This window comes from Pararhizobium polonicum (assembly GCF_001687365.1).
GTDB lineage: Bacteria > Pseudomonadota > Alphaproteobacteria > Rhizobiales > Rhizobiaceae > Pararhizobium > Pararhizobium polonicum.
In genome coordinates this window covers 70,640-95,514 of the sequence record NZ_LGLV01000013.1, presented here as the reverse complement: position 1 = coordinate 95,514, position 24,875 = coordinate 70,640, and the positions used below count along the sequence as shown (strand labels likewise).

The window sequence follows — 24,875 nt, the reverse complement described above, 5'->3', positions numbered from 1 at the left end:
AGCCGTCTCCTCCACTCCCATACCGGACGAACCGGCCTCCGAGGCGGAGCATAGGAGATTGGCGGGGCGCAGAGAAGCCAGACGAAAGCGTTAGGACATGCGTCAGCGCGTTCCGAAAATAGCGGAGCCGACACGTACGCTCGTCGCACCGAACTGGACGGCGACATCGAAATCGCCGGACATGCCCATGGAGAGTTTCGTCAGCCCGCAGCGTTCGGCAAGCTTTGCAAGCAGCGCGAAATGCGGGCCGGGATTTTCGTCCGCCGGCGGAATGCACATCAGGCCTTCCACGGAAATGCCGATGGTTTCCCGGCAAAGGGTGACGAAAGCCAGCGTATCATCCGGCGCGATGCCGGCCTTCTGCGGCTCAAGCCCGGTATTGACCTGAACATAGAGACGAACCGGCTTGCCCTGCCGGGTGATTTCTGCCGCGACGGCACGGGCGATCTTTTCGCGGTCGATCGTCTCGATGACATCGAACAGCGCCACGGCATCGGCCGCCTTGTTGGATTGCAGCGGCCCGATCAGATGCAGTTCGATGCCGGATGTTTCCGCTTTCAGCGCCGGCCACTTGCCTTGCGCCTCCTGCACCCGGTTTTCGCCGAACACCCGCTGACCGGCAGCGATGGCAGGACGGATCGTCTCGGCATCGAACGTTTTCGACACGGCCACCAGCGACACCGAACCGGTCTTGCGGTTCGCCGCGGCTTCGCCATCGCGAATCCGGCTCAGGACATCGTTCAACTGCTCTTCGACGCGCATCGCCATCGTCTCCATCCAAAATCAGGCGGGAAAACCCTTGTGGCGCAATAGTCAAACAAAGCGCGACTGCCAAGCCGCAATCGGCAAGCGCCGGTCAAATGCGTCAAAGTTTTTGCCGCAAAGCCTTCCAAAACTTGACGCTACGCTTGTTTCATGGTGAAGGTCACGCCAAATATTGGAGGGGCTGATTTCCCCTCGCCCACATTTCCGGAACATCGATCATATGGCTACCGAACGTTACAATCCGCGCGATGCTGAACCCCGCTGGCAACAGGAATGGGACCAGAAGAACGTCTTCACCACCGACAACGACGATCCGCGCGAAAAATACTACGTGCTCGAGATGTTTCCCTATCCGTCGGGCCGGATCCATATGGGGCATGTGCGCAACTACGCGATGGGCGACGTCGTTGCCCGCTACAAGCGGGCTCGTGGCTACAACGTGCTGCATCCGATGGGCTGGGATGCCTTCGGCATGCCGGCGGAAAATGCCGCCATGGAGCGCGGCGTCCATCCGGCCTCCTGGACCTATCAGAACATCGCTTCGATGAAGGCGCAGCTGAAGGTCATGGGCCTGTCGCTCGACTGGTCACGCGAATTCGCCACCTGCGACGTCGAATATTATCAGCATCAGCAGCACCTGTTTCTGGATTTCCTGGAAAAGGGGCTGGTCTACCGCAAGCAGTCGAAGGTCAACTGGGATCCGGTCGACAACACGGTTCTGGCCAATGAACAGGTGATCGACGGGCGCGGCTGGCGCTCGGGCGCGCTGGTCGAACAGCGCGAACTGACCCAATGGTTCTTCCGCATCACCGATTTCAACCAGGACCTGCTCGATTCGCTCGACACGCTGGACCAGTGGCCGGAAAAGGTCCGGCTGATGCAGAAGAACTGGATCGGCCGCTCGGAAGGGCTGACCATCCGCTGGGAGATCGTGCCGAACGACAAGGCCGGCGAGGCAACGGAAGTCGCGGTCTATACGACACGGCCGGATACGCTGTTTGGCGCGTCCTTCCTGGCGATCGCCGCCGATCATCCGCTGGCACGTGAAGCTTCACGGCACAGCAATGAAATCGCGGACTTCTGCGAGGAGACCCGTCGGGCCGGCACATCGCTGGCGGCACTGGAGACGGCTGAGAAGAAGGGCATCGACACCGGAATCCGGGTCAGGCATCCGCTCGATCCGAGCTGGGAGCTGCCGGTTTATGTCGCCAATTTCGTGCTGATGGACTATGGCACCGGCGCGATTTTCGGCTGCCCTTCCGGCGACCAGCGCGACCTCGACTTCGCCCGCAAATACGATCTGCCGGTTATCGCCGTGGTCATGCCGAAAGACGGCGACGCGGCAAGCTTTGCCATTGGCGATGAGGCCTATGGCGGCGACGGCGTGATGATCAATTCGCGGTTCCTCGACGGTCTGACGATCGAGGAGGCCTTCGCCAAGGTTGCCTCCACCCTGGAGCAGACATCGCTCGGCGATGCGCCGCAGGCCGAGCGCAAGGTCAATTTCCGCCTGCGCGACTGGGGTATTTCCCGCCAGCGCTACTGGGGCTGCCCGATCCCGGTGATCCATTGCGACGATTGCGGTGTCGTTGCCGTGCCGAAGGCCGATCTGCCGGTCAAGCTGCCCGACGACGTGACGTTCGACAAGCCGGGCAATCCGCTGGACCGCCATCCGACCTGGCGCCACGTTGCCTGCCCGCAATGCGGCAAGGACGCGCGGCGTGAAACCGATACGATGGACACGTTCGTCGACTCGTCCTGGTATTTTGCCCGTTTCACCGCCCCTTGGGAAAAGACACCGACCAATCCGGCCGCTGTCGATCATTGGCTGCCAGTCGACCAGTATATCGGCGGTATCGAGCACGCGATCCTGCATCTGCTCTATTCGCGCTTCTTTACCCGGGCCATGAAAGCCACCGGCCATGCGGGTCTCGACGAGCCCTTCAAGGGCCTGTTCACGCAGGGCATGGTCGTGCATGAAACCTACAGCCGCGGCGAGGGCGCCCAGCGCGAATGGGTGACGCCGGCCGAAATCGTCATCGTCGAAACCGATGGCAAACGGCAGGCAAGCCTGATCGAAACCGGCGAACCGGTGGCGATCGGCTCGATCGAGAAAATGTCGAAATCGAAGAAGAACGTCGTCGATCCCGACGATATCATCGCCTCCTACGGCGCCGATACCGCCCGCTTCTTCGTTCTCTCCGATTCCCCGCCGGACCGCGATGTCATCTGGTCGGAAGCCGGCGTCGAAGGGGCGCACCGCTTCGTCCAGCGCCTGTGGCGGCTGATCTCCGAAGCATCCGACGCGCTGAAGGCAACGGCAGCACAGCCGGCCACCGGTGGCCCGGCGCTGGCAATCTCGCAGCTGGCCCACAAGACGCTGAAGGCCGTGCAGGCCGACTACGACAAGCTGGCCTTCAACAAGGCCGTGGCGCGGCTTTACGAGCTCGTCAACGCGCTTTCCAGCCCGCTGACGCAAGTGGCCGCGGGAACCGCCGACCAGGCGACCACCGCCGCCGTCAAGGATGCCGTGTCGATCCTGATTACCCTGGTTGCGCCGATGATGCCGCATCTGGCCGAGCAATGCTGGCAGGAGATCGGCGGTACGGGTCTGGTTGCCCAGACGGCCTGGCCGGTCTACAGCGAAGCGCTGGTGGCCGAGAACGAAGTGACGATGCCGGTACAGATCAATGGCAAGAAGCGCGCCGATTTGACAATTGCGCGCGATGCGGATCAGACTGCGATCGAGAGCGCCGTCCTGGCACTCGAGCCCGTCAAGACTGCGTTGAACGGACAAAGCCCGAAGAAGATCATCGTCGTGCCGCAGAGGATCGTGAATGTCGTTGTCTGAAAAAGCTCAAAGATACGCGCAGCTTCTGGCTTTCGGTGCCCTTGCCGCCCTTGCAGGCTGCCAGGTCAAGCCGCTCTATTCGGACGGACCGCAGGGCAAAACCGCAAAGGCGCTGGCCTCGATCGAGATTTCCGAAGCCAGCGACCGCGTCGAGCAGGAGGTGCGCAACGCGCTGATCTTCCTGACCTCGGGTGGCGCGGGCGAACCAGCCAAACCGGAATACAGGATGGCGCTGAATGTCACCAGCACGGTGACGGGTGTACTCTATGACCAGCGCGTGAGCGGCGACAATACGACCGATACCGCCGGCGCCGGCCGCATCGTCGTGATGGGCGATTACAATCTGACGCGCGTCGACACCGGTGAAACCGTTCGCTCCGGCAATCGCAGCGCCGTGGCGCTGGTCGATTTCCCGCAGCAGGAATTCGCCAAGCTGCGCGCCATCAAGGACGGCGAAAAGCGCGCCGCCAAGGAGCTTGCCGAAATCATCCGCGCCGATATCGCAGCAGCGCTCGGCCGCTGAGCGATCCCCGGCGACAGGTGAGCATGAGGTGGCGGAATGACCGAAATCAAATCGCATGAATTCGAGTCGTTCCTCCAGCGGCCGCTGCGCGACCATCGCCTCTATCTGGTCTACGGACCCGATCGCGGGCTTGTTTCCGAGCGCGCCGGCCAGATCGCCGCCAAGAGCGGCGTTGCCTTGGATGATCCCTTCTCGCTGATCAAGCTCGACGGCTCCGACCTGCAGCAAAGCCCGGGGCGTCTGCTCGACGAAGTCAATACGATCGGTCTTTTCGGCGGCGAGAAGCTCGTCTGGATCCGCGCATCCGGCACGGAGAAGACGCTTGTCGACAGCCTCACCGTGCTTTCGCAGGCACCGCCGGAAGCAAGCTATGTCATTATCGAGGCCGGCGATCTGAAAAAGGGGACCGGCGTCCGCAAGATCGGCGAAACCAGCCGCGCCGTCAGCGCGATTGCCTGCTACAGCGACGACGCAAGAGCGCTGAACGGCCTCATCGATCAGGAGCTTGGCCAGGAGGGCCTGCGTATCTCACCGGCGGCGCGCGAGCGGCTGAACGAAGCGCTGGGCGGCGACCGGATCGCCTCGCGCAACGAGATCCGCAAGCTGGCGCTCTATTGCCGGGGCATGGCGATGATCGAGGAAGAACATGTGCTGGAGATCGTCGGCGATGCCAGCGCCGTCTCCGTCGATGATGCCATCGATGCCGTTCTCAAGGGCGATGCCGACGGTCTTCAGCATGCCATTCGCAAGATCACCGCATCGAAGACGGCGATCTTCCTTGTGCTGCAGGCCTGCCTGAAACAGTTTCAGTTGCTGGATGTGATGCGGGCGGAAATGGACGACAAGCGGCAGCAACCGACGCAGGTCGTGGCCACAATGGGCCGACATCTTCACTTCCGCCGCAAGCCCCTGATCGAAGCTGCCTTGAAAACCTGGACGCTGCCGGCCATCCGGCGCGAACTTGGCCGCCTGCAGACGGCAATCTTCCAGAGCCGCGCACGGCAAAGCCTGGAAGACAGCATCGCCATGCAGACCTTGCTGGCGATTACCCTGCAATCGGCACGCAGATAGAGCGACATCCCTCTGATATCGCTGCGTTTTTTCTGATTATTTCGAGTCCGAATCGATATTAGCGGCGTTCCAGCAGCCGGCAGATTTCTTCGAGCTGATCAAGCGTTTTATAGGAAATCCGCAGCTGCCCGCCGGATGCCTTATGATTGACCGTCACGTCGAGCCCCAGGCTATCGGAGAGCGTGCGCTCCAGCGCCAGCGTATCGGCGTCTTTTTCTTCCTTGGGGGAGGGCTTGCCGTAATTCGGATCGTTCTGGGCGCGGATATCGTTCTGCGCCAGACGTTCGGTATCGCGCACGGACAAGCCCTTGGCGATGATCGAACGTGCGAGCGTCACCGGATCGGACGTTGGAATAAGCGCACGCGCATGACCGGCCGACAGCGTGCCGGATGACAGCATGTCGCGGACGGGCTCCGGCAGTTTCAAAAGACGCAGGCTATTGGCGACATGACTGCGGCTCTTGCCGATGATTTCGCCGAGATCGTTCTGCGTGTAGCCGTGTTCGGCAATCAGCTGGTCGTAGCCCAGCGCTTCTTCCAGCGGATTAAGGTCCGATCGTTGAACGTTTTCAACGATCGCGATCTCCAGCGCCGTCCGGTCATCGACGTCGCGGACAATGACCGGGATATCGGTAAAGCCTGCCAGTTGGGCCGCACGCCAGCGCCGTTCGCCTGCAATAATCTCGTAACGTTCGTCTGCGATGGTGCGAACGACGACCGGCTGTACGATGCCGTGCTGGCGGATGGAGCTGGCCAGATCCTGCAGCTCGGCTTCATCGAATGTCCTGCGCGGATTGCGCGGGTTACGGGCGACAAACTCGATCGGAATACGCCGGTCGGCATTGACGGGAGCAACAGGACTGCTGGCCTGCAAAGGCTGGTCCATCTCACCGATCAGCGCAGCCAGACCACGGCCCAGTCTTCGTCTCGAATTGTCGTCATTCATCGCCTGTACTCACACTTATCGTTACGATGTCGAATCGATTGCCGCTCAGGCTGCCTTCCGCAGTCTTTCGCGCTGGATCACCTCGGATGCCAGTTGAAGATAGGCCTGGCTGCCGGCACATTTCAGATCATACAGGATCGCCGGCTTGCCATAGGACGGCGCCTCCGACACCCGCACATTGCGCGGGATCAGCGTATGATACACCTTTTCGCCCAGATGGGTGCGAACATCGTTGACGACCTGTTGCGCCAGATTGTTGCGGGAATCAAACATCGTCAACACGATGCCTTGAATATCCAGGGTCGGATTGACGGTCCGGCGAACCTGATCGACGGTCTCGAGCAACTGGCTCAAACCTTCCAGCGCGAAGAATTCGCACTGGAGCGGCACGAGAACCGAATGGGCTGCCGCCATCGCGTTCATGGTCAGGAGATTGAAGGACGGCGGGCAATCGACCAGGACGTAGGAGTAAGCCAGCGCCTCGGGGGAGGCGAGCGCCTTGCGAAGCCGGAAGACCCGATCGCCGGCGCTGGAAATCTCCATTTCCACGCCCAGAAGATCCATCGTCGACGGCACGATCGAAAGATTGGGAACAACGGTATCCTGGACAATATCGGCGATATTGTGCGACCCGATCATCAACTCATAGGACGATAGCCTGCGGTCGCGGCGCTGGATGCCCAGCCCCGTGCTGGCATTGCCCTGCGGATCGAGATCGACGATCAGAACCTTTTCGCCGATGGCGGCCAAAGCGGTTGCAAGGTTGATGGCCGTCGTGGTCTTTCCCACGCCGCCCTTTTGGTTTGCAATCGTGATGATCCGGTTTTTTTCGCCTGTCATGCCGCAATCCGCCGTTATTGAATTTTCCGCGAAAGATGTGCGATTTCGAGAACCACGGAGTCCGGCTCGACGACGCTTCGATGTTTTACCAGATCAAACTGAAAGCGACCAACGGCTTTATCGACTTCCTGCTGATAATCCCGGCCTTTGTGGAAGAATGCCCGCGGTTTGTTGGCTGCAGTCATCCAGGGAGCGCAATAATCGAGCAGCAAACCGAGATCCGCCAGCGCGCGGGCGGATATGGCATCGCATTTTGGGATGACACTGACCGCGTCCTCGATGCGAATCGGATGCACGGACCCACGTGCGCCGGTCTCGTTCAGCGCGACGCGCAGAAAGGCAGCCTTCTTGTTGTTGCTTTCAACCAGATGCACCCAGCCGTCCCCCAGCTCCGCCAGGAAGATTGCCGTGATAATCCCGGGGAAACCGCCGCCGCTGCCCAGATCCACCCATCGTTTCGGGCCCGGAAATAGCTGAAAAATCTGCGCACTGTCCGCGATGTGGCGTTGCCACAGATCGGAGAGTGTCGAGGGCGCCACCAGATTGATGGATTTGGCCCACTTCTGAAACAGGGTGGCGAAGTGCTCAAGCCTGTCCGACGTTTCACGTGAAACACGCAATCCGTTCAGCTCACGGGAAGGACTCGCAATCATTGAATCGCCTGTTTCGGATACGTCGCTGGAGTGTGATCAGCTTTGCGGATATGCGCAAGAATGAGAGAGATAGCCGATGGCGTAATGCCATCAACCTTCATCGCCTGCGCCAGATTGCGCGGCTTAGCAGCCTTCAGCTTCTGTTTCAATTCATTCGAGAGACCGGACAGCAAATCGAATGCGAAATCATCGGGGATAAGACGGCTTTCCTCACGCTGAACACCGGCGATATCCGCAGCCTGCCGGTCCATATAAACAGCATAGGTGGCATCGATCTCCAGTGCTTCCGCCAGTTTGCCATCCATAGCAGCCAGCTCCGGCCATACGTCGCTCAACGACTGAACGGAATGCTCCGCGTAGGACAGAAGCTCGAACGCCGAGCGCCGCTGACCATCGAGATTCAGCTTGAGGCCGTGCGTGCGTCCTTCCGTCGGCGTTACCGTCAGTGATTTCAGCAATTGCCGGTTCGAATCGATATCATCGACCCATTGGGTGAACCTGGCTGCACGGTCCGCCGATACACAGCCCAGAGCGATCGCTTCGGGTGTCAAACGCACATCCGCATTGTCGGCCCGCAGAGACAGGCGATATTCCGCCCGGGATGTAAACATCCGGTACGGTTCCGCGACTCCCCGGGAGGTCAAATCATCGATCATCACGCCGATATAAGAATTGGTACGGCTGAATTCATACGCTGTATTGCCAGCGCAGAGGAGGGCGGCGTTCAAACCGGCGACCAGACCCTGAGCGCCGGCTTCCTCATAACCCGTCGTGCCATTGATCTGGCCGGCGAGAAACAGTCCTGGAATTTTCCGCGCCTGCAGTGAGGCGGACAGTTCCCGGGGATCCACGTGGTCATACTCGATGGCGTAGCCCGGCTGCAGGATCGTGACGTTCTCCAAACCGGGGATAGTTCGGATGAAGGCCTGCTGGACATCTTCCGGCAGCGAGGTGGAAATTCCATTCGGATAGACCGTGTCGTCATCCAGTCCTTCCGGCTCCAGAAAGATCTGATGCCCGTCCCGTTCACCGAACTTGACAATCTTGTCTTCGATCGAGGGGCAATAGCGCGGGCCAACACCCTCGATCTGCCCGGAATACATCGCCGACTTGTTCAGGTTATCGGAGATGATTTTATGCGTTGCGTCCGTTGTCCGGGTAACACCACATTCGATCTGACGATTGACGATGCGATCCGTCATGAAGGAAAAGGGAACAGGATCCTCATCGGCCCCCTGCCGGCCGACGGATTGCCAATCGATGGTCTTGCCATCGAGGCGCGCAGGCGTACCCGTCTTCAGGCGGCCGAGCCGCAACCCGAAACGCTCCAGCGTTCCGGATAGTCCCAGGGACGGATCCTCGCCAACGCGGCCGGCCGGGATCTTCCGATTGCCGATATGAATAAGACCGCGCAGAAAGGTCCCGGTTGTCAGGACCACTGCACCACAGGAGAGGGCCCGTCCATCAGCAAGAACGACACCGTTCACGCGGCCTTGTTGCAACTGGAGATCAAAGGCATCGCCCTCGATCACGTCGAGACCTTCGATCGCTTGGATCTCAGCCTGCATCGCCAGGCGGTACAATTTCCGATCCGCCTGGGTTCGCGGCCCGCGCACAGCCGGACCTTTCCGGCGGTTCAGAAGGCGAAACTGGATGCCAGCAGCATCGGCAACGCGGCCCATCAATCCGTCCATCGCATCGATCTCGCGAACGAGGTGACCTTTTCCAAGGCCACCGATTGCAGGATTGCAGGACATGACGCCGATCGTGTCGCGCTTGTGCGTCACCAGAGCGGTTTTTGCGCCCATCCGCGCGGCGGCGCTCGCTGCTTCGCAGCCGGCATGGCCGCCGCCAATAACTATGACATCATAGTCGAACATATCAAACCGTCTCCATCACGGCATTTCGAAAGCGAATCGTTTCACGTGAAACATGCAACGAGACTCGCCAACGTTGTATTGCCGGTTGCATCTATTTTCCGATGCAGAATTCCGAAAAGATGACGTCAAGCAAATCCTCGACATCAATGCGCCCGGTAATCCGTCCAAGCGCATCGCCGGCCTGACGCAGATATTCGGCCTGAATATCAAGTCCGCTATTAAATTGCGTCAAACTCATCTCAATCGCTGCGCTGGCCTGCTGCAAACAGCTCACATGCCTTTTACGCGTCGGCAAAGACAATGCGCTTTTCCCCGATAGATCGGGAAGGAACCGCGTCAAGACCTCGACCAGCTGCTCAACGCCGGCACCGGTGACCGTCGAAATCAGAACGTCGACAGCGGCCTTATCCCACAAAAGCATGTCCCGATCAATCTTGGTGCCGACACGGATAACCGGCTTCGCCCCGTCATAATCTTCAAGAGGCGCAAAACCATCCGGCGCATCAGCGAGAAGAAGAATGACATCGGCCTGATCCATGGTCATGTAGGCGCGGCGGATGCCCTCCCGTTCAACCGGATCTTCCGTCCCGCGAAGGCCCGCGGTGTCGAACAATCGAACATTGAATCCGGCTAAAGATAAGTCGACCGACAGGACGTCTCTTGTGGTCCCGGCAATATCGGTGACGATGGCAATATCGCGGCGCGCGAGATGGTTCAGCAGGCTCGATTTGCCGGCATTCGGTTCGCCGGCGATCACGATCTTCAGGCCGTCCCGGATAATCTCCGCCACGCCGGCGCCGTCGAGATGGGCGTCTATCTCCGTCTTCAGCATCCGCATGTCAGCCCAGATCCGCTCGGCGACAGAGCCCGGAACATCATCCTCGTCGGCAAAGTCAAGCTCGGCCTCGATCATCGCCCTTGCATGCGTCAGCCTGCGCGCCCATCCCTGATAGACGGTCGAAAGCCTGCCGCTGGAATGTTCCTGGGCCAGCCGCCGCTGCATTTCGGTTTCGGCAGAGATCAGATCGGAAAGCCCTTCGATCTCGACGAGATCGAGCTTGCCGTTGTGGAATGCTCGCCGCGAAAATTCACCGGCCTCGGCATGCCTGAGACCGGGCAGGCTTGCCAACTCCGCCAGAATAGCGTCCACCACGGCCCGCCCACCATGAACCTGCAATTCCGCGCAATCCTCACCCGTAAACGATGCGGGCCCTGCAAAGAAGAGAACGAGACCCTGGTCGAGAACCTCACCGTTTCGATTGCGAATCGATCTCAGGACAGCGGTCCGTGCCGCGGGCAGGGCGCCACACAACTGTTCGATCGTCTTGCCCGTATGCGGACCGCTGATACGGATCACCGCCACGCCCGCCGGCAATGAGCCTGATGACAGTGCGTAGATCGTATCAGACGTGGCCTGGGCTTGATGGTTCACCGCTAAGGTCCTTATCGTGGCGGGCAGGGGTACCTGTAATTTCCGGACTCCGGAACAAGAATCCGGCTAATGATTTTCCGGCAAAAACACAAAAGCCCAGGCTGAACCTGGGCTTCGCGCAAAAATACCGGCTTCGATCAGGTGTTCATCGAATCGAAGAAATCGCCGTTGGTCTTTGTCTGCTTCAGCTTGTCGATCAGGAACTCGATGGCATCGGTCGTTCCCATCGGCGCAAGGATACGGCGCAGAACGAAAATCTTCTGCAGATCCTGGCGCGGCACCAGAAGGTCTTCCTTGCGGGTGCCGGACTTGAGAATATCCATCGACGGGAAGATGCGCTTGTCGGCGACCTTGCGGTCGAGCACGATTTCCGAGTTGCCGGTGCCCTTGAACTCTTCGAAGATGACTTCGTCCATGCGGCTGCCGGTATCGATCAGGGCGGTGGCGATGATCGTCAGCGAGCCACCTTCCTCGATGTTACGCGCGGCACCGAAGAAGCGCTTCGGGCGCTGCAGGGCGTTGGCGTCGACACCACCGGTCAGGACCTTGCCCGACGACGGCACGACCGTGTTGTAGGCGCGGCCGAGACGGGTGATCGAATCGAGCAGGATGACGACATCGCGGCCATGTTCGACCAGGCGCTTGGCCTTCTCTATGACCATTTCGGCAACCTGAACGTGGCGCGTCGCCGGCTCGTCGAAGGTCGAGGATACGACTTCGCCCTTTACCGAGCGCTGCATGTCGGTCACTTCTTCCGGCCGCTCGTCGATCAGAAGAACGATCAGGTAGCATTCCGGATGATTGGCAGTGATAGAATGGGCGATGTTCTGCAGGAGAACAGTCTTACCGGTACGCGGCGGCGCCACGATCAGGCCACGCTGGCCCTTGCCGAGCGGGGCGATCAGGTCGATGACTCGGGCCGACAGGTCCTTCGAGGTCGGAACCTCGAGTTCCATCTTGAAGCGCTCGTTTGGATAGAGCGGCGTCAGATTGTCGAAATGGACCTTGTGGCGGATCTTTTCCGGATCTTCGAAATTGATCGTGTTGACCTTGAGAAGCGCGAAATAGCGTTCGCCTTCCTTCGGTCCGCGGATCGGGCCTTCGACGGTATCGCCTGTTTTCAGCGAAAAACGGCGGATCTGCGAGGGCGAGATGTAGATGTCGTCGGGACCGGGCAGATAGTTGGCATTGGCCGAGCGCAGGAAGCCAAAGCCGTCCTGCAGCACTTCGACGACGCCTTCGCCGATGATTTCGACATCCTGGCTTGCCAGCATTTTCAGGATCGCGAACATCAGTTCCTGCTTGCGCATCACACTGGCGTTCTCGACTTCGACCGACTCGGCAAAAGCCAGCAGATCGGTCGCAGTTTTGTTTTTCAGTTCTTGTAGCTTCATTTCAGCCATGAAGGGGGACCACACTTGGAAATCGTAAGGAAAGGGAATTCGGAATGGAAGATCGGCGTGCTTGATGTAAGGGGAGCTGCGGCGGAGAGGGCAGGCTCGTAACGTTTACACATGCCACGAAAGAGGAGATGGCGGGAAAATAGCGATTCACACGATGCGCCGCAAGGGGTTTACGGTAATTAGCGAAAGTTTCCTTGCCGGAGGTTGCGCGATCAGAAGGGTTTCACCACCGCCATGATGACAATGAGGATCATCAGCAGGGTGGGTGCCTCGTTCATCAGCCGCCAATAGCGGGCGCTGCGGGTGTTTTCATCCCGCGCAAATGTCCGCACCGCGCGGCTGAACATCACATGGACACCGGTCAGCAGAACCACCAGCAGCAGTTTGGCATGCAGCCATCCGCCCTGAAAGCCGTAGACGCTCCAGGCGAGATAGAGGCCCAGAACCCAGGTGATCATCATCGCCGGGTTCATGATCACCTTCAAAAGCCGTTCTTCCATCATCTTGAAGGTTTCCGACTGTTGCGAGCCGGGTGCAGCATCCGTATGGTAGATGAACAGCCGCGGCATGTAGAGCAGGGCCGCCATCCAGGACATCACGGCGATGATATGCAGCGCCTTGATCCAGAGGTAGAGATTGTCCGGCTGCCAGATGAACAGCCCGGCCAGAAGCGCTACGAACAGGCCAATCGCGATGAACGCCCGGGCCCGGGCCTTTTTCCCGGGCCGGATATCGGTCTGGCGCTCAGTCATCGGCGCGCTCCGCGAACCCGCTCGACCAGGCGGCTGACATGGTCGGGATCAGCCTGCGGCGTGATCCCGTGCCCCAGATTGAAGATCAGCGGGCCGTTTCCAAGCACCTGCAGGATCGCATCGATGCCATCGTCAAGCGCCTGTCCGCCAGCCACGACCCGCATCGGATCGAGATTGCCCTGCACCGGGCCGTCCTTTTGAAGCTCGGCGGCAAAGGCCAGCGGCACAGACCAGTCGAGGCCGATCGCATCCGCACCGGTTTTCTGCCGGTAGTCCTTCAGGAGAATTCCAGCGCCCTTGGCAAAGGCAATGATCTTCGCATCCGGCCGGCGGGCACGAACGCTGTCGATCATCCGGCGAACGGGCTTGACGGCATAGCGGAGAAATTCCGCCTCACCGAGAACACCCGCCCAGGAATCGAAGATCTGCACCGCGTCGGCACCGGCATCGATCTGCTCGACGAGATAGTCGGCAGAGACCTCAGCAAGCACCGCCAGCAGCCGATCGAACATTTCGGGGTGCTGGTAGGCAAAAAGCCGTGCCGGCGCCTGGTCCGGCGTTCCCTGCCCGGCAATCATGTACGTGGCCACCGTCCACGGCGCTCCGCAGAAACCGAGCAGCGTCGTTTCATCCGGCAGCTCCCGGCGCAACCGGCCGACGGTTTCAATGACGGGTTTCAGATGGGCCGATACCGGTCCGATGTCGAGTTTGGCTATTTCCGAAACATCGATCGGATCCATGCGTGGTCCATGCCCTTCTTCAAAGCGGACATTGCGCTTCAGGGCATCGGGGATGACGAGGATATCGGAAAACAGAATGGCCGCATCAAAGCCGTAACGCCGGATTGGCTGCAGCGTCACTTCCACAGCCATGTCGGGCGAATAACAGAGATCGAGAAAGCTGCCTGCCTTCGCGCGGGTCTGCCGGTATTCCGGAAGATATCGGCCGGCCTGACGCATCAGCCAGATTGGGGGAGGTGAGAGGGTTTCACCCTTCAACACCTGTAGCACCTTACGGCTTTGCGCAGTCACCGGACACGTTCTCCCACTCTAAAAGATATCTATATCTAAGGATTCTATTTCTTAGAGTCTGTGACTATCAAGGATTAAACCCTGTCCGACTCTTTTCCACATCCCGGGCTGTTTCATAGAATCCCGGGAGCATTTTTGCCATGCGACAGATTGGAGCGGGAACAAAGGAAAAAAAGCTTTCGGAGTCATGTACTTCACCGGATGCCTCAAACGCGTCTTTGTTGTGGACGGCTTGTGGATAAGGTTTGGTATTCATCGTTCCGTGAGTCTTCTCCACATGCCCCCGGAATCCCGGTCCCCGGAATCCAGATTGTGAATAACTCGCAGGTTTTCCCCTTGCCTTTGAAACCCGCCGGTCCTTAGCTGTCGTTGTCCCGGTTTATCAACAGCCCTCGGAGAATAGCGTGGAGAACCAGAAAAACTATTTCCACCTGCACCTGATCTCCGATTCGACCGGCGAAACGCTGATCGCAGCGGGCAGGGCGGCGGCGGCGCAATTCCAGTCCTCACATGCGCTCGAGCATGTCTATCCGCTGATCCGCAACCGGAAACAGCTGATGCAGGTGATGGCCGAGATCGACGGCGCCCCCGGGATCGTGCTCTATACGATCGTCGATCGCGAACTTGCCGACATCATCGATGTAACCTGCAAGGAGATGGGCGTGCCGTGCGTTTCGGTGCTGGAGCCGATCATCGATCTCTTCCAGTCCTATCTCGGCGCCACCTCGCGCCGGCGGTCCGGCGCGCAGCATGTGATGGATGCCGATTATTTTGCACGCATCGATGCGCTCAATTTCACGATGGATCATGACGACGGGCAATTGCCGGCGGATTTCAACGATGCGGATGTGGTGCTGATCGGGATCAGCCGGACGTCGAAAACGCCGACCAGCATCTATCTCGCCAATCGCGGCATCAAGACCGCCAATATCCCGATCGTGCCCGGCGTGCCGCTGCCGGAGCGGTTGATGGAAGCGACGAAACCGCTGGTGGTCGGCCTGATCGCAACGGCCGACCGGATTTCGCAGGTGCGCCAGAACCGCGTGCTGGGGACGGCGTCCCACAGTTTTCGCGCCGAGGATTATGTCGACCGCGCCTCGATTACCGAGGAACTGAAATATGCGCGCGCGCTGTGTGCCCGCAACAACTGGCCGACGATCGACGTGACGCGCCGGTCGATCGAGGAAACCGCCGCTGCGATCGTTGCCCTTCGGCCCCGGCTGCGCTAAGGCGGAACCCAGTCAATCAGGATATGAAGACAATGGCAGGCTCTCTTGTCCTCGCTTCGGCGAGCCCGTTCCGGCGCATGCTTCTGGAAAATGCCGGTATCCGTTTTCAGGCAAGGGCTGCCGATATCGATGAGCGGGCGATCGAAAGCCGGATCGAGAGCCAGGGTTCCTCACCGCAGGAGGTGGCGCTTATTCTCGCCGAAGCCAAGGCGCGGGATGTTGCAACGGCCTTTCCCGGCGACATCATCATCGGTTCCGATCAGACCATGTCGCTTGGCGCGCGTGTCTATCACAAGCCGAAAGACATGGATGAGGCGCGCGATCATCTGCTCTCTTTGTCCGGCCAGGTCCACCAGCTCAACAGCGCCATTGTCCTGATCCAGGGAAACGAGGTGCTGTGGAAGCATGTGTCCTCCGCCCGGATGTCGGTGCGGGTTTTGAGCCCCGAGTTCATCGACGGGCATCTCCGCCGGGTCGGGGAAAAGGCACTCCTGAGCGTCGGCGCCTATCAGCTGGAGGGCGAGGGCATCCAATTGTTCGAGACGATCGAGGGGGATTACTTCACCATCCTCGGACTTCCGATGCTGCCACTTCTTGCCAAATTGAGAGACTTGCAGGTGATCGATGCGTGATTCACGTGAAACATTTGTTAACCATGCCTTCGTCACGGGCTATCCGATCAAGCATTCGCGCTCGCCGCTGATCCACGGATACTGGCTGAAACAGCTCGGCCTGCAGGGGAGCTATCGCGCCCGCGAAGTGCCGCCCGAGGCGTTTCCTGATTTCATCGCGTCGCTGAAAAACGGGCAATCCGGCTATGCCGGCGGCAATGTCACCATTCCGCACAAGGAATTGGCCTTCACCCTTTCCGACCGCCCGGATGACCTGAGTGGCGAGCTCGGCGCTTCCAACACCTTGTGGGTGGAGGATGGCCTGGTGCATGCGACCAACACCGACGGCCATGGTTTCACGGCCAATCTGGATGAGCGCGCGCCCGGATGGGATCGCTGTCAGGCCGCGGTCGTCCTTGGTGCCGGCGGCGCCAGCCGGGCGGTGATCCAGGCGGTGCGGGACCGCGGCGTCAAAACCATCCACGTCGTCAATCGCACGGCCGCCCGGGCGCAGGAACTGGCGGACCGGTTCGGTCCGGCGGTTCATGCGCAGCCGATGGCGGCTCTTTCCGAGGTGATGAAAGACGCAGGCCTGTTCATCAACACCACGTCGCTGGGAATGGACGGCGCGGCGGTGCCTGAGATCGACTTCACTGTCATGAAGGCCGGCAGTATCGTCACGGACATTGTCTATGTACCGCTGAAAACGCCGATCCTGGCGCAAGCCGAAGCGCAGGGCTTCGCCATCGTCGATGGTCTCGGCATGCTCCTGCATCAGGCCGCACCCGGCTTTGAAAAATGGTTTGGCAAAAGGCCGGCGGTTGACGCGGCATTGCGCCAGATCATCATCGACGACATGGCGCATCACGCATGATCGTCCTTGGCCTCACCGGATCGATCGGAATGGGCAAATCGACCACGGCGGCGATGTTCGCCGATATCGGTATCCCGGTGAATGATGCCGACGCGGTGGTCCATTCTCTCTATCAGGGCGAGGCGGTCGCACCGATCGAAGCGGCATTCCCCGGAGCGACAAAGGGCGGGGCGGTCGATCGCTCCGAACTGTCGCGGCAACTGGCGGAAAATCCCGCTCTGTTTGCAAGGCTCGAAGCCATCGTCCATCCTCTGGTGCGCGAGAGGGAAAAGGTCTTTCTCCAGCATCATAGCGCCAACGGCGCACCGCTTGTCGTGCTCGATATTCCGTTGCTGTTCGAAACGAAGGCACAAAACAGGGTCGATGCCGTCGCCGTCGTCAGCTGCGATGCGCAGATCCAGAAAGAACGGGTGATGAAAAGGCCGGGGATGACGGCGGAAAAATTCGCGCTCATCCTGTCGCGGCAGGTCCCCGATCATGAAAAACGTGCGAAAGCGGATTACATCATCGATACGGGCCATGGACTTGATTCGGCCCGTCAACAGGTGTCGGCGATCGTCCACAGGCTCACCAGCCAGAAGAGGCCATGATGCGCGAAATCATCTTCGATACGGAAACGACAGGTCTCGACAACAAGCTGGACCGGGTCATCGAAATCGGTGGCATCGAGCTCGACAATCACTTTCCGACCGGCCGGTCGTTCCATGTCTATATCAATCCCGGCGACCGCAAGGTGCATCCCGACGCGCTGGCGGTTCATGGCATTTCGGACGAGTCGCTGAAGGACAAGCCGAATTTTGCCGGCATCGTCGATGAGCTGTTGGCATTTTTCGGCGATGCCCGCTGGGTGGCGCACAATGCGACCTTCGACATGGGTTTCATGAACGCCGAATTCGCGCGGCTGGGCCTGCCGGCGATCACCAATGATCTGGTCACCGACACGCTGGCGCTGGCCCGCCGCAAGCATCCGATGGGACCGAACTCGCTCGATGCACTCTGCCGGCGCTATGGCGTCGACAATTCGCACCGCACCAAACACGGCGCCTTGCTCGACTCCGAACTGCTGGCCGAAGTCTATATCGAGCTGATCGGCGGCCGGCAGACGGCGCTTGGCCTGTCGTCCAGCGACAGTCGCGGTCAGGCAACGGAGACGGACGATGTCATCGTCGTCGCCGGGCAAAGGCCGCAGCCGCTCGGCTCCCGGCTGAGCGAGCAGGAGCGCGACGCCCATGCCGCGCTTGTCGCCAAGATGGGCGAGAAGGCCATCTGGGGGAAATACGGTTCCGCCAAATGAAAATGCCCGGTCGATGACCGGGCATTGAAGCAATCATAGCAGGCAAAGCCGGATCAGTTCGGGGTCGTGGAAACCTGCGAACGAACCTTTTCCTCAGCCATGCGCTGGGTGAACATCTGGGCAAAATCGATCGGATCGATCATCAGCGGCGGGAAGCCGCCGTTGCGCGTCGCGTCGGATACGATCTGGCGGGCAAACGGGAAGAGCAGGCGCGGGCACTCGATGAAGAGCAGCGGCAGCATGTGTTCCTGCGGAAAGCCGGTGACGCGGAAGACGCCGCCATAGGAAAGCTCGACGTTGAACAGCATCTTGTCGCCGTCCTTGGCTTCGGCATTCAGCGTCAGGATAACGTCGAATTCCGCATCCGAAAGCGGATTGGCATTGACGTTGACATTGATGTTGATCGCCGGAGCCTTGTCGCGCGCCTGAAGCGAACGCGGCGCACCCGGATTTTCAAACGAGAGGTCCTTGATGTACTGAGCCAGAATGTTCAGGGACGGGCTCTCGGCAGCGCCGTTGGTCGGGGATGCGGTATCGGTCATAAGGCCTTTTCCTTCGGACTTGAATTTGGTGAGGCCATCTAGCATTTCGCACCCGGGCTTACAACCCGGTGCCGCCCGCTCACTTGAGGCGGTCGCGCTCGTTCGGGTCGGTGCGGCCCCGGCCGTCGGTGCGGGAAAACTCGTCGTCATCGAGGTCGATGACCGGCGAACCGGTGTGGCGCGATGTCTCGGAGTTCGAGGTACGGCCACGGGAAAATCCGCGCGCGCCGGCCGCGGCCCTTGTCGTGATGATGGTCAGGCGGCTCTTGAGGAACGACCAGCCCAGATCCCTGACGGCCGGGATGAAGAGAAGCAGTCCGATGATGTCGCTGATGAAGCCGGGAATGATCAGCAGGAAGGCGGCGACCACGATCATCACCCCATGCACCAGCTGGTGCCCCGGATCGCTGCCGGCCTGCGAGGCCTGCTGGATATTTCTCAGCACGCCCAGCCCCTGGACGCGCAGAAGGACGGCACCGGCAATGGCGCTGGCCAGAACCAGAAGCAGCGTCATGCCGACGCCGACTTCGCGGCCGACGAAAATGAAGGTAGCGATCTCCGCCAGCGGCATCAGCAGAAACAGAATCGGGATGGTCAGAGAACGCATGGTGCCTACTTACGGTGAAAAGCGCCGGACCGAACCGGACCGGCAATTGCAAAGAAATGATATCGCCATTTGAATGATCGCGCCATGCAGACTATATGGGATGATCGCACGGTATATTAACAGCGGTTCTGGGTGGAAATGGGCTCTTTCGACTTCATCACATTGTTTTTCCTGGTCGCCGCGGTGATCATATTCCTCCAACTGCGCAGTGTTCTGGGCAAAAGGACGGGCAACGAACGTCCGCCGGTCGATCCCTATTCGCCGCGCGAAGCGGCCGATGGGCCGGAAACGTCCGGCAAGGTGGTGCAATTGCCCCGCCGCGACGGCGCCGGTGAGGAGATTTCGCGCTATGCCGAGATCGACGCCTTCACCAAGGCAGGCACGCCGCTGAACGACGCGCTGCGCCAGATGGCCGATGCCGATCCGGGTTTCGATCCGAAGGAATTCGTCAACGGTGCCAAGATGGCCTATGAGATGATCGTCATGGCTTTTGCCGACGGCGACCGCAAGACGCTCAAGGGTCTCCTGTCGCGTGACGTCTATGACGGATTCGATGCCGCCATTTCCGAGCGCGAAAGCAAGGGCGAGGTGGTCAAGTCCACCTTCGTCGGCATCGAGAAGGCCGACATGGTGCATGCCGAGATCAAGGACAGCGAAGCCAACATCACGCTGCGTATCCTCAGCCAGCTGATTTCGGCGACCTATGACAAGGCCGGTGCGATCGTCGATGGCGACGGCGAGGCTGTTTCCGAGGTCAACGATCTCTGGACCTTCTCCCGCGATATCCGTTCGCGCGATCCGAACTGGAAGCTGATCGCCACGGAATCGGAAAACTGATCGGCTCATAAAGTACGGGACTGGCGGCAATGGATTTCGATTTGCAACGGGTCGGCTTTTCCGACCTTCCCGGTTGGCATGACGACAATCCACTGCCGCTGTTGTCCGCCCTCGAGCGCTGTCACCGCCAGGTCACGACGGTCAAGCCGCACAAGACGGCGTCGCTGGGAATTTCCACTGCCGATCTGTTGCCCGCCTATGCAGCGGCGGCACAGGCGCAAGCGCTGGACGGAGGTTCTGCGCGGGCTTTCTTCGAAGATCATTTCGTTCCCTTCAGGATTATCCGTCACGACGGCCAGCCGGGTTTCGTCACTGCTTTTTTCGAGCCCGAAGTTCTTGTCAGCGCCAAACGGGACGAGACGTTCCGCTTCCCTTTCTATCGCCGCCCGGACGATCTCGTCGACATCGACGACAGCAATCGCCCCGAGGGCATGGATCCCTACTTCGCTTTCGGCCAGCTCAAGGACGGCGTGATCGGCGAATATCCGGACCGCAAGGCGATCGAAACGGGCTATCTTGCCGGACGGGGGCTGGAGATCGCCTATGCCAAATCGAAGACCGACGTCTTCTTTGCCCATGTTCAGGGCGCTGCCCGGCTAATCTTTCCCGATGGTTCGATGACGCGGGTGACCTATGCGGCCAAGACCGGTCATTATTTTTCGGCCACCGGCAGGCTTTTGATCGAGCGCGGCAAGATCCAGGCCGCTGATGTTTCGATGCAGACGATCAAACAATGGCTGGACGATCATCCGGACGAGGCCGACGAGGTGCTCTGGCACAACCGGTCCTTCATCTTTTTCCGCGAAGCCGAGGTTGACGATAGCGGTCTTGGACCGGTGGCGGCGGCCAAGGTGGCGCTGGAGCCCGGCCGCTCGCTTGCCGTCGATCGGCTTATCCATACATTCGGCGTTCCCTTCTTCATCTCCAGCGACAGCCTGACCTCGATCGACGGCGGCCGGCCTTTCCGGCGGCTGATGCTGGCGCTCGATACCGGCTCGGCCATCGTTGGCCCGGCGCGCGGCGATATCTTCACCGGATCCGGTGACGAGGCCGGGCGGCTGGCCGGTGCGGTGCGCAACGCGGCCGACTTTTTCATTTTCATTCCGAAGGCCGCGGCGGCAAGATACGGTCATGGCTAAGGCAAAGAAGCTGACCAGCGAAGACCGCATCCTCTGGGGCAAGGTCGCCCGGACCACACGCCCGCTGCCGGGGCGGATGGACGAGCTTGCGGAGTTCGAGGAGCCCAAACCCGAGCCCCAGCCGGAAAAACTGCCGATGCCGGTGATCAAGGAAGGCAAGTCGCTGGCCGAGGCCTTCGGCGCTGCTCCGCCGGAAGCGCCGAAAAAGACGGCACGTGTGCACCATCCTCTCGAAAAGCCGGTCAAGCGCAAGCTTGCCAAGGGCCATCTGGCAATCGAGGCGCGGATCGATCTGCACGGCATGATCCAGAGCGAAGCGCATGGTTTCCTGCTGCATTTCCTGATGCGGGCCTATGATCGCGGCCTGCGGCATGTGCTTGTCATTACCGGCAAGGGAACCTCGCTTGGCAGCGACGGCGCGCTGAAACGGGCGGTGCCGCTGTGGTTCTCGCTGCCGGAATTCCGCATGCTGATTTCCTCCTACGAGCCGGCCGCCCGCAATCACGGCGGCGACGGCGCGCTCTATGTGCGGCTGTCGCGGCCGAGAGGAATGACGCCATGACGCCCTTCGGCGAGGCGGTGCGGCGGCTGCGGCGGCAGAAGGGCGTTTCGCAAAAGCAGATGGCGGCGGCAATCGGCGTGTCGCCGGCCTATCTCTCGGCGCTGGAGCATGGCAAGCGCGGTGCTCCGAGCTTCGAATTCCTGCAACGGGTGGCCGGCTACTTCAACGTCATCTGGGACGATGCCGACGCCCTGTTCGGCCTGGCGGCCCTTTCCGATCCGAAAGTGGTGCTCGATACATCCGGCCTGCCGGCGACGCACACGGCGTTTGCCAACCGGCTTGCCGGCCGCATCCGCAGCTTATCCGGCGAAACCATCCGGATCCTGGAAGATGTTTTGGAAAAAGCCCGCTTTCCTGATAAGGAACTCTGACGATCCCCTGATTTCTGCCGTTTTCTGGCTGCACGGGATTTGGAACTATGGACAAAATCCCTATATTCGGGGAGCGCCATCGAGGGGTGATTCGCACGGAATCCAATCTCCGAAGACATGGCATCAGAACCTGGAAAGACCTATAGCCGAATGACCGATTTGCCTGAAACCGAAGCCGGCGCAAACGCCGAATATGGCGCCGATTCCATCAAGGTTCTCAAAGGCCTTGATGCCGTCCGCAAGCGGCCTGGCATGTATATCGGCGACACCGACGACGGTTCCGGCCTGCATCACATGGTCTATGAAGTCGTGGACAATGCGATCGACGAAGCGCTGGCCGGCCATGCCGATATCGTGACGGTGACGCTGAATGCCGATGGCTCGGTGACGGTGACCGATAACGGCCGCGGTATCCCGACGGATATCCATACGGGCGAAGGCATTTCGGCCGCCGAAGTGATCATGACGCAGCTGCATGCGGGCGGCAAGTTCGACCAGAATTCCTACAAGGTCTCCGGCGGTCTGCACGGCGTCGGCGTTTCCGTCGTCAACGCGCTCTCGGTCAAGCTGCAGCTGAAGATCAAGCGCCAGGGCAAGATCCACGAAATCAACTTCACCCATGGCGTTGCCGATGCGCCCCTGAAGGTCATCGGCGACAGCAACGGCGAGACCGGCACGGAAGTCACCTTCCTGCCGAGCACAGAAACCTTCACGATGATCGATTTCGATTATGGAACGCTGGAGCACCGCCTGCGCGAGCTTGCCTTCCTGAATTCGGGCGTCCGCATCGTTCTGACCGACAAGCGCCATTCCGATGTCCGCCAGGAAGAGATGATGTATGACGGCGGTCTGGAAGCCTTCGTCGCCTATCTCGACCGGTCGAAGAAGCCGCTGGTCACCCGCCCTGTCGCCATTCGCGGCGAAAAGGACGGCATCACCGTCGAAGTCGCCATGTGGTGGAACGACAGCTATCACGAAAATGTCCTCTGCTTCACCAACAACATCCCGCAGCGCGACGGCGGCACGCATATGGCCGGCTTCCGCGGCGGCCTGACGCGCCAGATCATCTCCTATGGCGACAGCTCCGGCATCATGAAGAAGGAAAAGGTGACGCTGACCGGCGAAGATTGCCGCGAAGGTCTCACCGCTGTTCTGTCCGTCAAGGTTCCGGATCCGAAATTCTCCTCGCAGACCAAGGACAAGCTGGTTTCCTCGGAGGTTCGCCCGGTGGTCGAAAGCCTCGTCAACGAGGCACTCAGCACCTGGCTGGAAGAGCATCCGGGCGACGCCAAGATCCTTGTCGGCAAGGTCATCGAAGCGGCGGCCGCACGCGAGGCGGCCAAGAAGGCGCGCGAACTGACGCGCCGCAAGGGCGCGCTCGACATCTCGTCGCTTCCCGGCAAGCTGGCCGACTGCTCCGAGCGTGATCCGGCGAAATCCGAACTCTTCCTGGTGGAAGGGGACTCCGCCGGCGGCTCGGCCAAACAGGGCCGCTCGCGTGAAAATCAGGCGATCCTGCCGCTGCGCGGCAAGATTCTCAATGTCGAGCGGGCGCGCTTCGACAAGATGCTGTCGAGCCAGGAAATCGGCACGCTGATCACCGCGCTCGGCACGTCGATCGGCAAGGATGAGTTCAATCCGGAAAAGTTGCGCTATCACAAGATCATCATCATGACCGATGCTGACGTCGACGGCGCCCATATTCGCACGCTGCTTCTGACCTTCTTCTTCCGGCAGATGCCGGAGCTGATCGAGCGCGGGCACCTCTATATTGCCCAGCCGCCGCTCTACAAGGTGGCGCGCGGCAAATCTGCGCAATATCTCAAGGATGAAAAGGCGCTGGAAGAGTATCTGATCTCCATGGGCCTGGAAGATGCGTCGCTTGAGCTTGGCTCCGGCGAGGTCCGGGTCGGGCAGGATCTGCGCGAAGTCATCGTTGATGCATTGCGGCTGCGTTCGCTGGTCGAGGGCCTGCATTCGCGTTACAGCCGCTCCGTCGTCGAGCAGGCGGCAATCGCCGGTGCGCTCAATCCGGAGCTCAACAACAATCAGGCCCAGTCGGAAGCGACGGCCGCGGATGTTGCCAAGCGTTTGGACCTGATCGCCGAGGAAACCGAGCGCGGCTGGATCGTGGCGGTTGCCGGTGATGGTGGCCTCAAGTTTGAGCGCATGGTGCGCGGCGTCAAGGAAGTCGCATCGCTCGACATGGCGCTGATCGGCTCGCAGGATGCCCGCCACATCGACCAGATGACCCCGCGGCTGAAGGAAATATACGGCATCCCGCCAATTCTCAGGCGCAAGGACGGTACGATCGAAATCAGCGGTCCGCGCGCACTTCTCGACGCGATCTTCGCCAGCGGCCGCAAGGGCCTGACGATGCAGCGTTACAAGGGTCTGGGCGAGATGAATGCCGAACAGCTCTGGGAAACGACGCTCGATCCGAACGTCCGCTCGCTGCTGCAGGTGAGGGTCCCCGATGCCACCGATGCGGACGGGCTGTTCTCGCGCCTGATGGGCGATGAAGTCGAGCCGCGTCGTGACTTCATCCAGGAAAACGCGCTGAGCGTCGCCAACCTCGACGTCTGACCGTTGGCGCAACGCGCGGCTGCGGCATTGTGATTCGATTGAAAAACCACGCCTCCCGTCCGGAAGGCGTGGTTTT

The 24,875-nt window shown here is 60.4% G+C and carries 24 protein-coding genes; 13 read left to right on the top strand and 11 right to left on the bottom strand.

The window, feature by feature from the left end; translation table 11 throughout:
- Nucleotides 1-102: 102 nt before the first annotated feature.
- Entirely contained in the window at nucleotides 103-762 is a 660-nt protein-coding gene (locus tag ADU59_RS20440) for a YggS family pyridoxal phosphate-dependent enzyme (RefSeq protein ID WP_068956006.1), read from the bottom strand.
- 223 nt (nucleotides 763-985) lie between these two features.
- Between ADU59_RS20440 and leuS the strand changes: the two genes are divergently transcribed.
- From leuS to holA, 3 genes are read left to right on the top strand one after another with little or no spacing between them, the layout of a single operon-like run.
- A complete protein-coding gene (leuS, locus tag ADU59_RS20435) occupies nucleotides 986-3,616 on the top strand; it encodes a leucine--tRNA ligase (RefSeq protein WP_068956005.1) in 2,631 nt (876 codons plus the stop codon).
- The gene (locus ADU59_RS20430; RefSeq protein WP_068956004.1) at nucleotides 3,603-4,139 is read left to right on the top strand and encodes a hypothetical protein; all 537 of its coding nucleotides are present in this window, start codon (nucleotides 3,603-3,605) and stop codon (nucleotides 4,137-4,139) included. Before leuS ends, ADU59_RS20430 begins: the two co-directional genes overlap by 14 nt.
- 36 nt (nucleotides 4,140-4,175) lie before the next feature.
- Nucleotides 4,176-5,210, top strand: a complete 1,035-nt coding sequence (gene holA / locus ADU59_RS20425) for a DNA polymerase III subunit delta (RefSeq protein ID WP_068956003.1) — start codon at nucleotides 4,176-4,178, stop codon at nucleotides 5,208-5,210.
- A gap of 58 nt (nucleotides 5,211-5,268) precedes the next feature.
- Here the strand turns inward: holA and ADU59_RS20420 are convergent, their stop codons facing one another.
- The 8 genes from ADU59_RS20420 to hemE form a co-directional block, all read right to left on the bottom strand.
- Nucleotides 5,269-6,156, bottom strand: a complete 888-nt coding sequence (locus tag ADU59_RS20420) for a ParB/RepB/Spo0J family partition protein (RefSeq protein WP_068956002.1) — start codon at nucleotides 6,154-6,156, stop codon at nucleotides 5,269-5,271.
- 45 nt (nucleotides 6,157-6,201) lie between these two features.
- Nucleotides 6,202-6,996, bottom strand: coding sequence for a ParA family protein (locus tag ADU59_RS20415; protein WP_068956001.1), 795 nt, complete (start codon nucleotides 6,994-6,996; stop codon nucleotides 6,202-6,204).
- A gap of 14 nt (nucleotides 6,997-7,010) precedes the next feature.
- Nucleotides 7,011-7,649 (bottom strand): 16S rRNA (guanine(527)-N(7))-methyltransferase RsmG, encoded by a 639-nt coding sequence (rsmG, locus tag ADU59_RS20410; protein ID WP_068956000.1) that lies wholly within the window; start codon nucleotides 7,647-7,649, stop codon nucleotides 7,011-7,013.
- A complete protein-coding gene (mnmG, locus tag ADU59_RS20405; protein WP_068955999.1) occupies nucleotides 7,646-9,529 on the bottom strand; it encodes a tRNA uridine-5-carboxymethylaminomethyl(34) synthesis enzyme MnmG in 1,884 nt (627 codons plus the stop codon). Before mnmG ends, rsmG begins: the two co-directional genes overlap by 4 nt.
- 91 nt (nucleotides 9,530-9,620) lie before the next feature.
- Nucleotides 9,621-10,961: a tRNA uridine-5-carboxymethylaminomethyl(34) synthesis GTPase MnmE gene (gene mnmE, locus ADU59_RS20400; protein ID WP_068955998.1), complete on the bottom strand. Its 1,341-nt coding sequence runs from the start codon at nucleotides 10,959-10,961 to the stop codon at nucleotides 9,621-9,623.
- A 137-nt stretch (nucleotides 10,962-11,098) separates the two neighbouring features.
- A complete protein-coding gene (gene rho / locus ADU59_RS20395; RefSeq protein WP_099050890.1) occupies nucleotides 11,099-12,364 on the bottom strand; it encodes a transcription termination factor Rho in 1,266 nt (421 codons plus the stop codon).
- Nucleotides 12,365-12,576: 212 nt separating this feature from the next.
- Complete coding sequence (gene hemJ / locus ADU59_RS20390; protein ID WP_068955997.1) at nucleotides 12,577-13,116, bottom strand: protoporphyrinogen oxidase HemJ; 540 nt, start codon at nucleotides 13,114-13,116, stop codon at nucleotides 12,577-12,579.
- Nucleotides 13,113-14,147, bottom strand: coding sequence for a uroporphyrinogen decarboxylase (gene hemE, locus ADU59_RS20385; RefSeq protein ID WP_068955996.1), 1,035 nt, complete (start codon nucleotides 14,145-14,147; stop codon nucleotides 13,113-13,115). The genes hemJ and hemE overlap by 4 nt, the downstream gene beginning before the upstream one ends.
- A 404-nt stretch (nucleotides 14,148-14,551) precedes the next feature.
- Here hemE and ADU59_RS20380 point away from each other — a divergent pair, with 404 nt between their 5' ends.
- The 5 genes from ADU59_RS20380 to dnaQ are packed head-to-tail and all read left to right on the top strand — an operon-like array spanning nucleotide 14,552 to nucleotide 18,155.
- Nucleotides 14,552-15,376: a pyruvate, water dikinase regulatory protein gene (locus ADU59_RS20380; protein WP_068955995.1), complete on the top strand. Its 825-nt coding sequence runs from the start codon at nucleotides 14,552-14,554 to the stop codon at nucleotides 15,374-15,376.
- A gap of 32 nt (nucleotides 15,377-15,408) precedes the next feature.
- On the top strand, nucleotides 15,409-16,008 hold the full coding sequence (locus ADU59_RS20375; RefSeq protein ID WP_068955994.1) for a Maf-like protein: 600 nt from the start codon (nucleotides 15,409-15,411) through the stop codon (nucleotides 16,006-16,008).
- On the top strand, nucleotides 16,001-16,861 hold the full coding sequence (locus ADU59_RS20370) for a shikimate dehydrogenase (protein ID WP_068955993.1): 861 nt from the start codon (nucleotides 16,001-16,003) through the stop codon (nucleotides 16,859-16,861). The genes ADU59_RS20375 and ADU59_RS20370 overlap by 8 nt, the downstream gene beginning before the upstream one ends.
- The gene (coaE, locus tag ADU59_RS20365; RefSeq protein WP_068955992.1) at nucleotides 16,858-17,451 is read left to right on the top strand and encodes a dephospho-CoA kinase; all 594 of its coding nucleotides are present in this window, start codon (nucleotides 16,858-16,860) and stop codon (nucleotides 17,449-17,451) included. Before ADU59_RS20370 ends, coaE begins: the two co-directional genes overlap by 4 nt.
- Complete coding sequence (dnaQ, locus tag ADU59_RS20360) at nucleotides 17,451-18,155, top strand: DNA polymerase III subunit epsilon (protein ID WP_068956203.1); 705 nt, start codon at nucleotides 17,451-17,453, stop codon at nucleotides 18,153-18,155. The genes coaE and dnaQ overlap by 1 nt, the downstream gene beginning before the upstream one ends.
- A gap of 53 nt (nucleotides 18,156-18,208) precedes the next feature.
- On the opposite strand, the gene secB is transcribed toward dnaQ, so the two are convergent.
- Nucleotides 18,209-18,697: a protein-export chaperone SecB gene (secB, locus tag ADU59_RS20355; RefSeq protein ID WP_068955991.1), complete on the bottom strand. Its 489-nt coding sequence runs from the start codon at nucleotides 18,695-18,697 to the stop codon at nucleotides 18,209-18,211.
- A gap of 79 nt (nucleotides 18,698-18,776) precedes the next feature.
- The gene (locus tag ADU59_RS20350) at nucleotides 18,777-19,304 is read right to left on the bottom strand and encodes an FxsA family protein (protein WP_068955990.1); all 528 of its coding nucleotides are present in this window, start codon (nucleotides 19,302-19,304) and stop codon (nucleotides 18,777-18,779) included.
- 138 nt (nucleotides 19,305-19,442) lie between these two features.
- On the opposite strand from ADU59_RS20350, the gene ADU59_RS20345 reads away from it, so the two are divergent.
- From ADU59_RS20345 to gyrB, 5 genes are all read left to right on the top strand, one after another.
- Entirely contained in the window at nucleotides 19,443-20,141 is a 699-nt protein-coding gene (locus tag ADU59_RS20345; protein ID WP_068955989.1) for a Tim44/TimA family putative adaptor protein, read from the top strand.
- A 29-nt stretch (nucleotides 20,142-20,170) separates the two neighbouring features.
- Nucleotides 20,171-21,280 (top strand): murein transglycosylase A, encoded by a 1,110-nt coding sequence (mltA, locus tag ADU59_RS20340; protein ID WP_068955988.1) that lies wholly within the window; start codon nucleotides 20,171-20,173, stop codon nucleotides 21,278-21,280.
- On the top strand, nucleotides 21,273-21,842 hold the full coding sequence (locus tag ADU59_RS20335) for a Smr/MutS family protein (protein WP_068955987.1): 570 nt from the start codon (nucleotides 21,273-21,275) through the stop codon (nucleotides 21,840-21,842). Before mltA ends, ADU59_RS20335 begins: the two co-directional genes overlap by 8 nt.
- Nucleotides 21,839-22,213, top strand: a complete 375-nt coding sequence (locus ADU59_RS20330) for a helix-turn-helix domain-containing protein (protein ID WP_068955986.1) — start codon at nucleotides 21,839-21,841, stop codon at nucleotides 22,211-22,213. Before ADU59_RS20335 ends, ADU59_RS20330 begins: the two co-directional genes overlap by 4 nt.
- A gap of 117 nt (nucleotides 22,214-22,330) precedes the next feature.
- Nucleotides 22,331-24,799, top strand: coding sequence for a DNA topoisomerase (ATP-hydrolyzing) subunit B (gene gyrB / locus ADU59_RS20325; protein WP_425332038.1), 2,469 nt, complete (start codon nucleotides 22,331-22,333; stop codon nucleotides 24,797-24,799).
- Nucleotides 24,800-24,875: the final 76 nt, after the last annotated feature.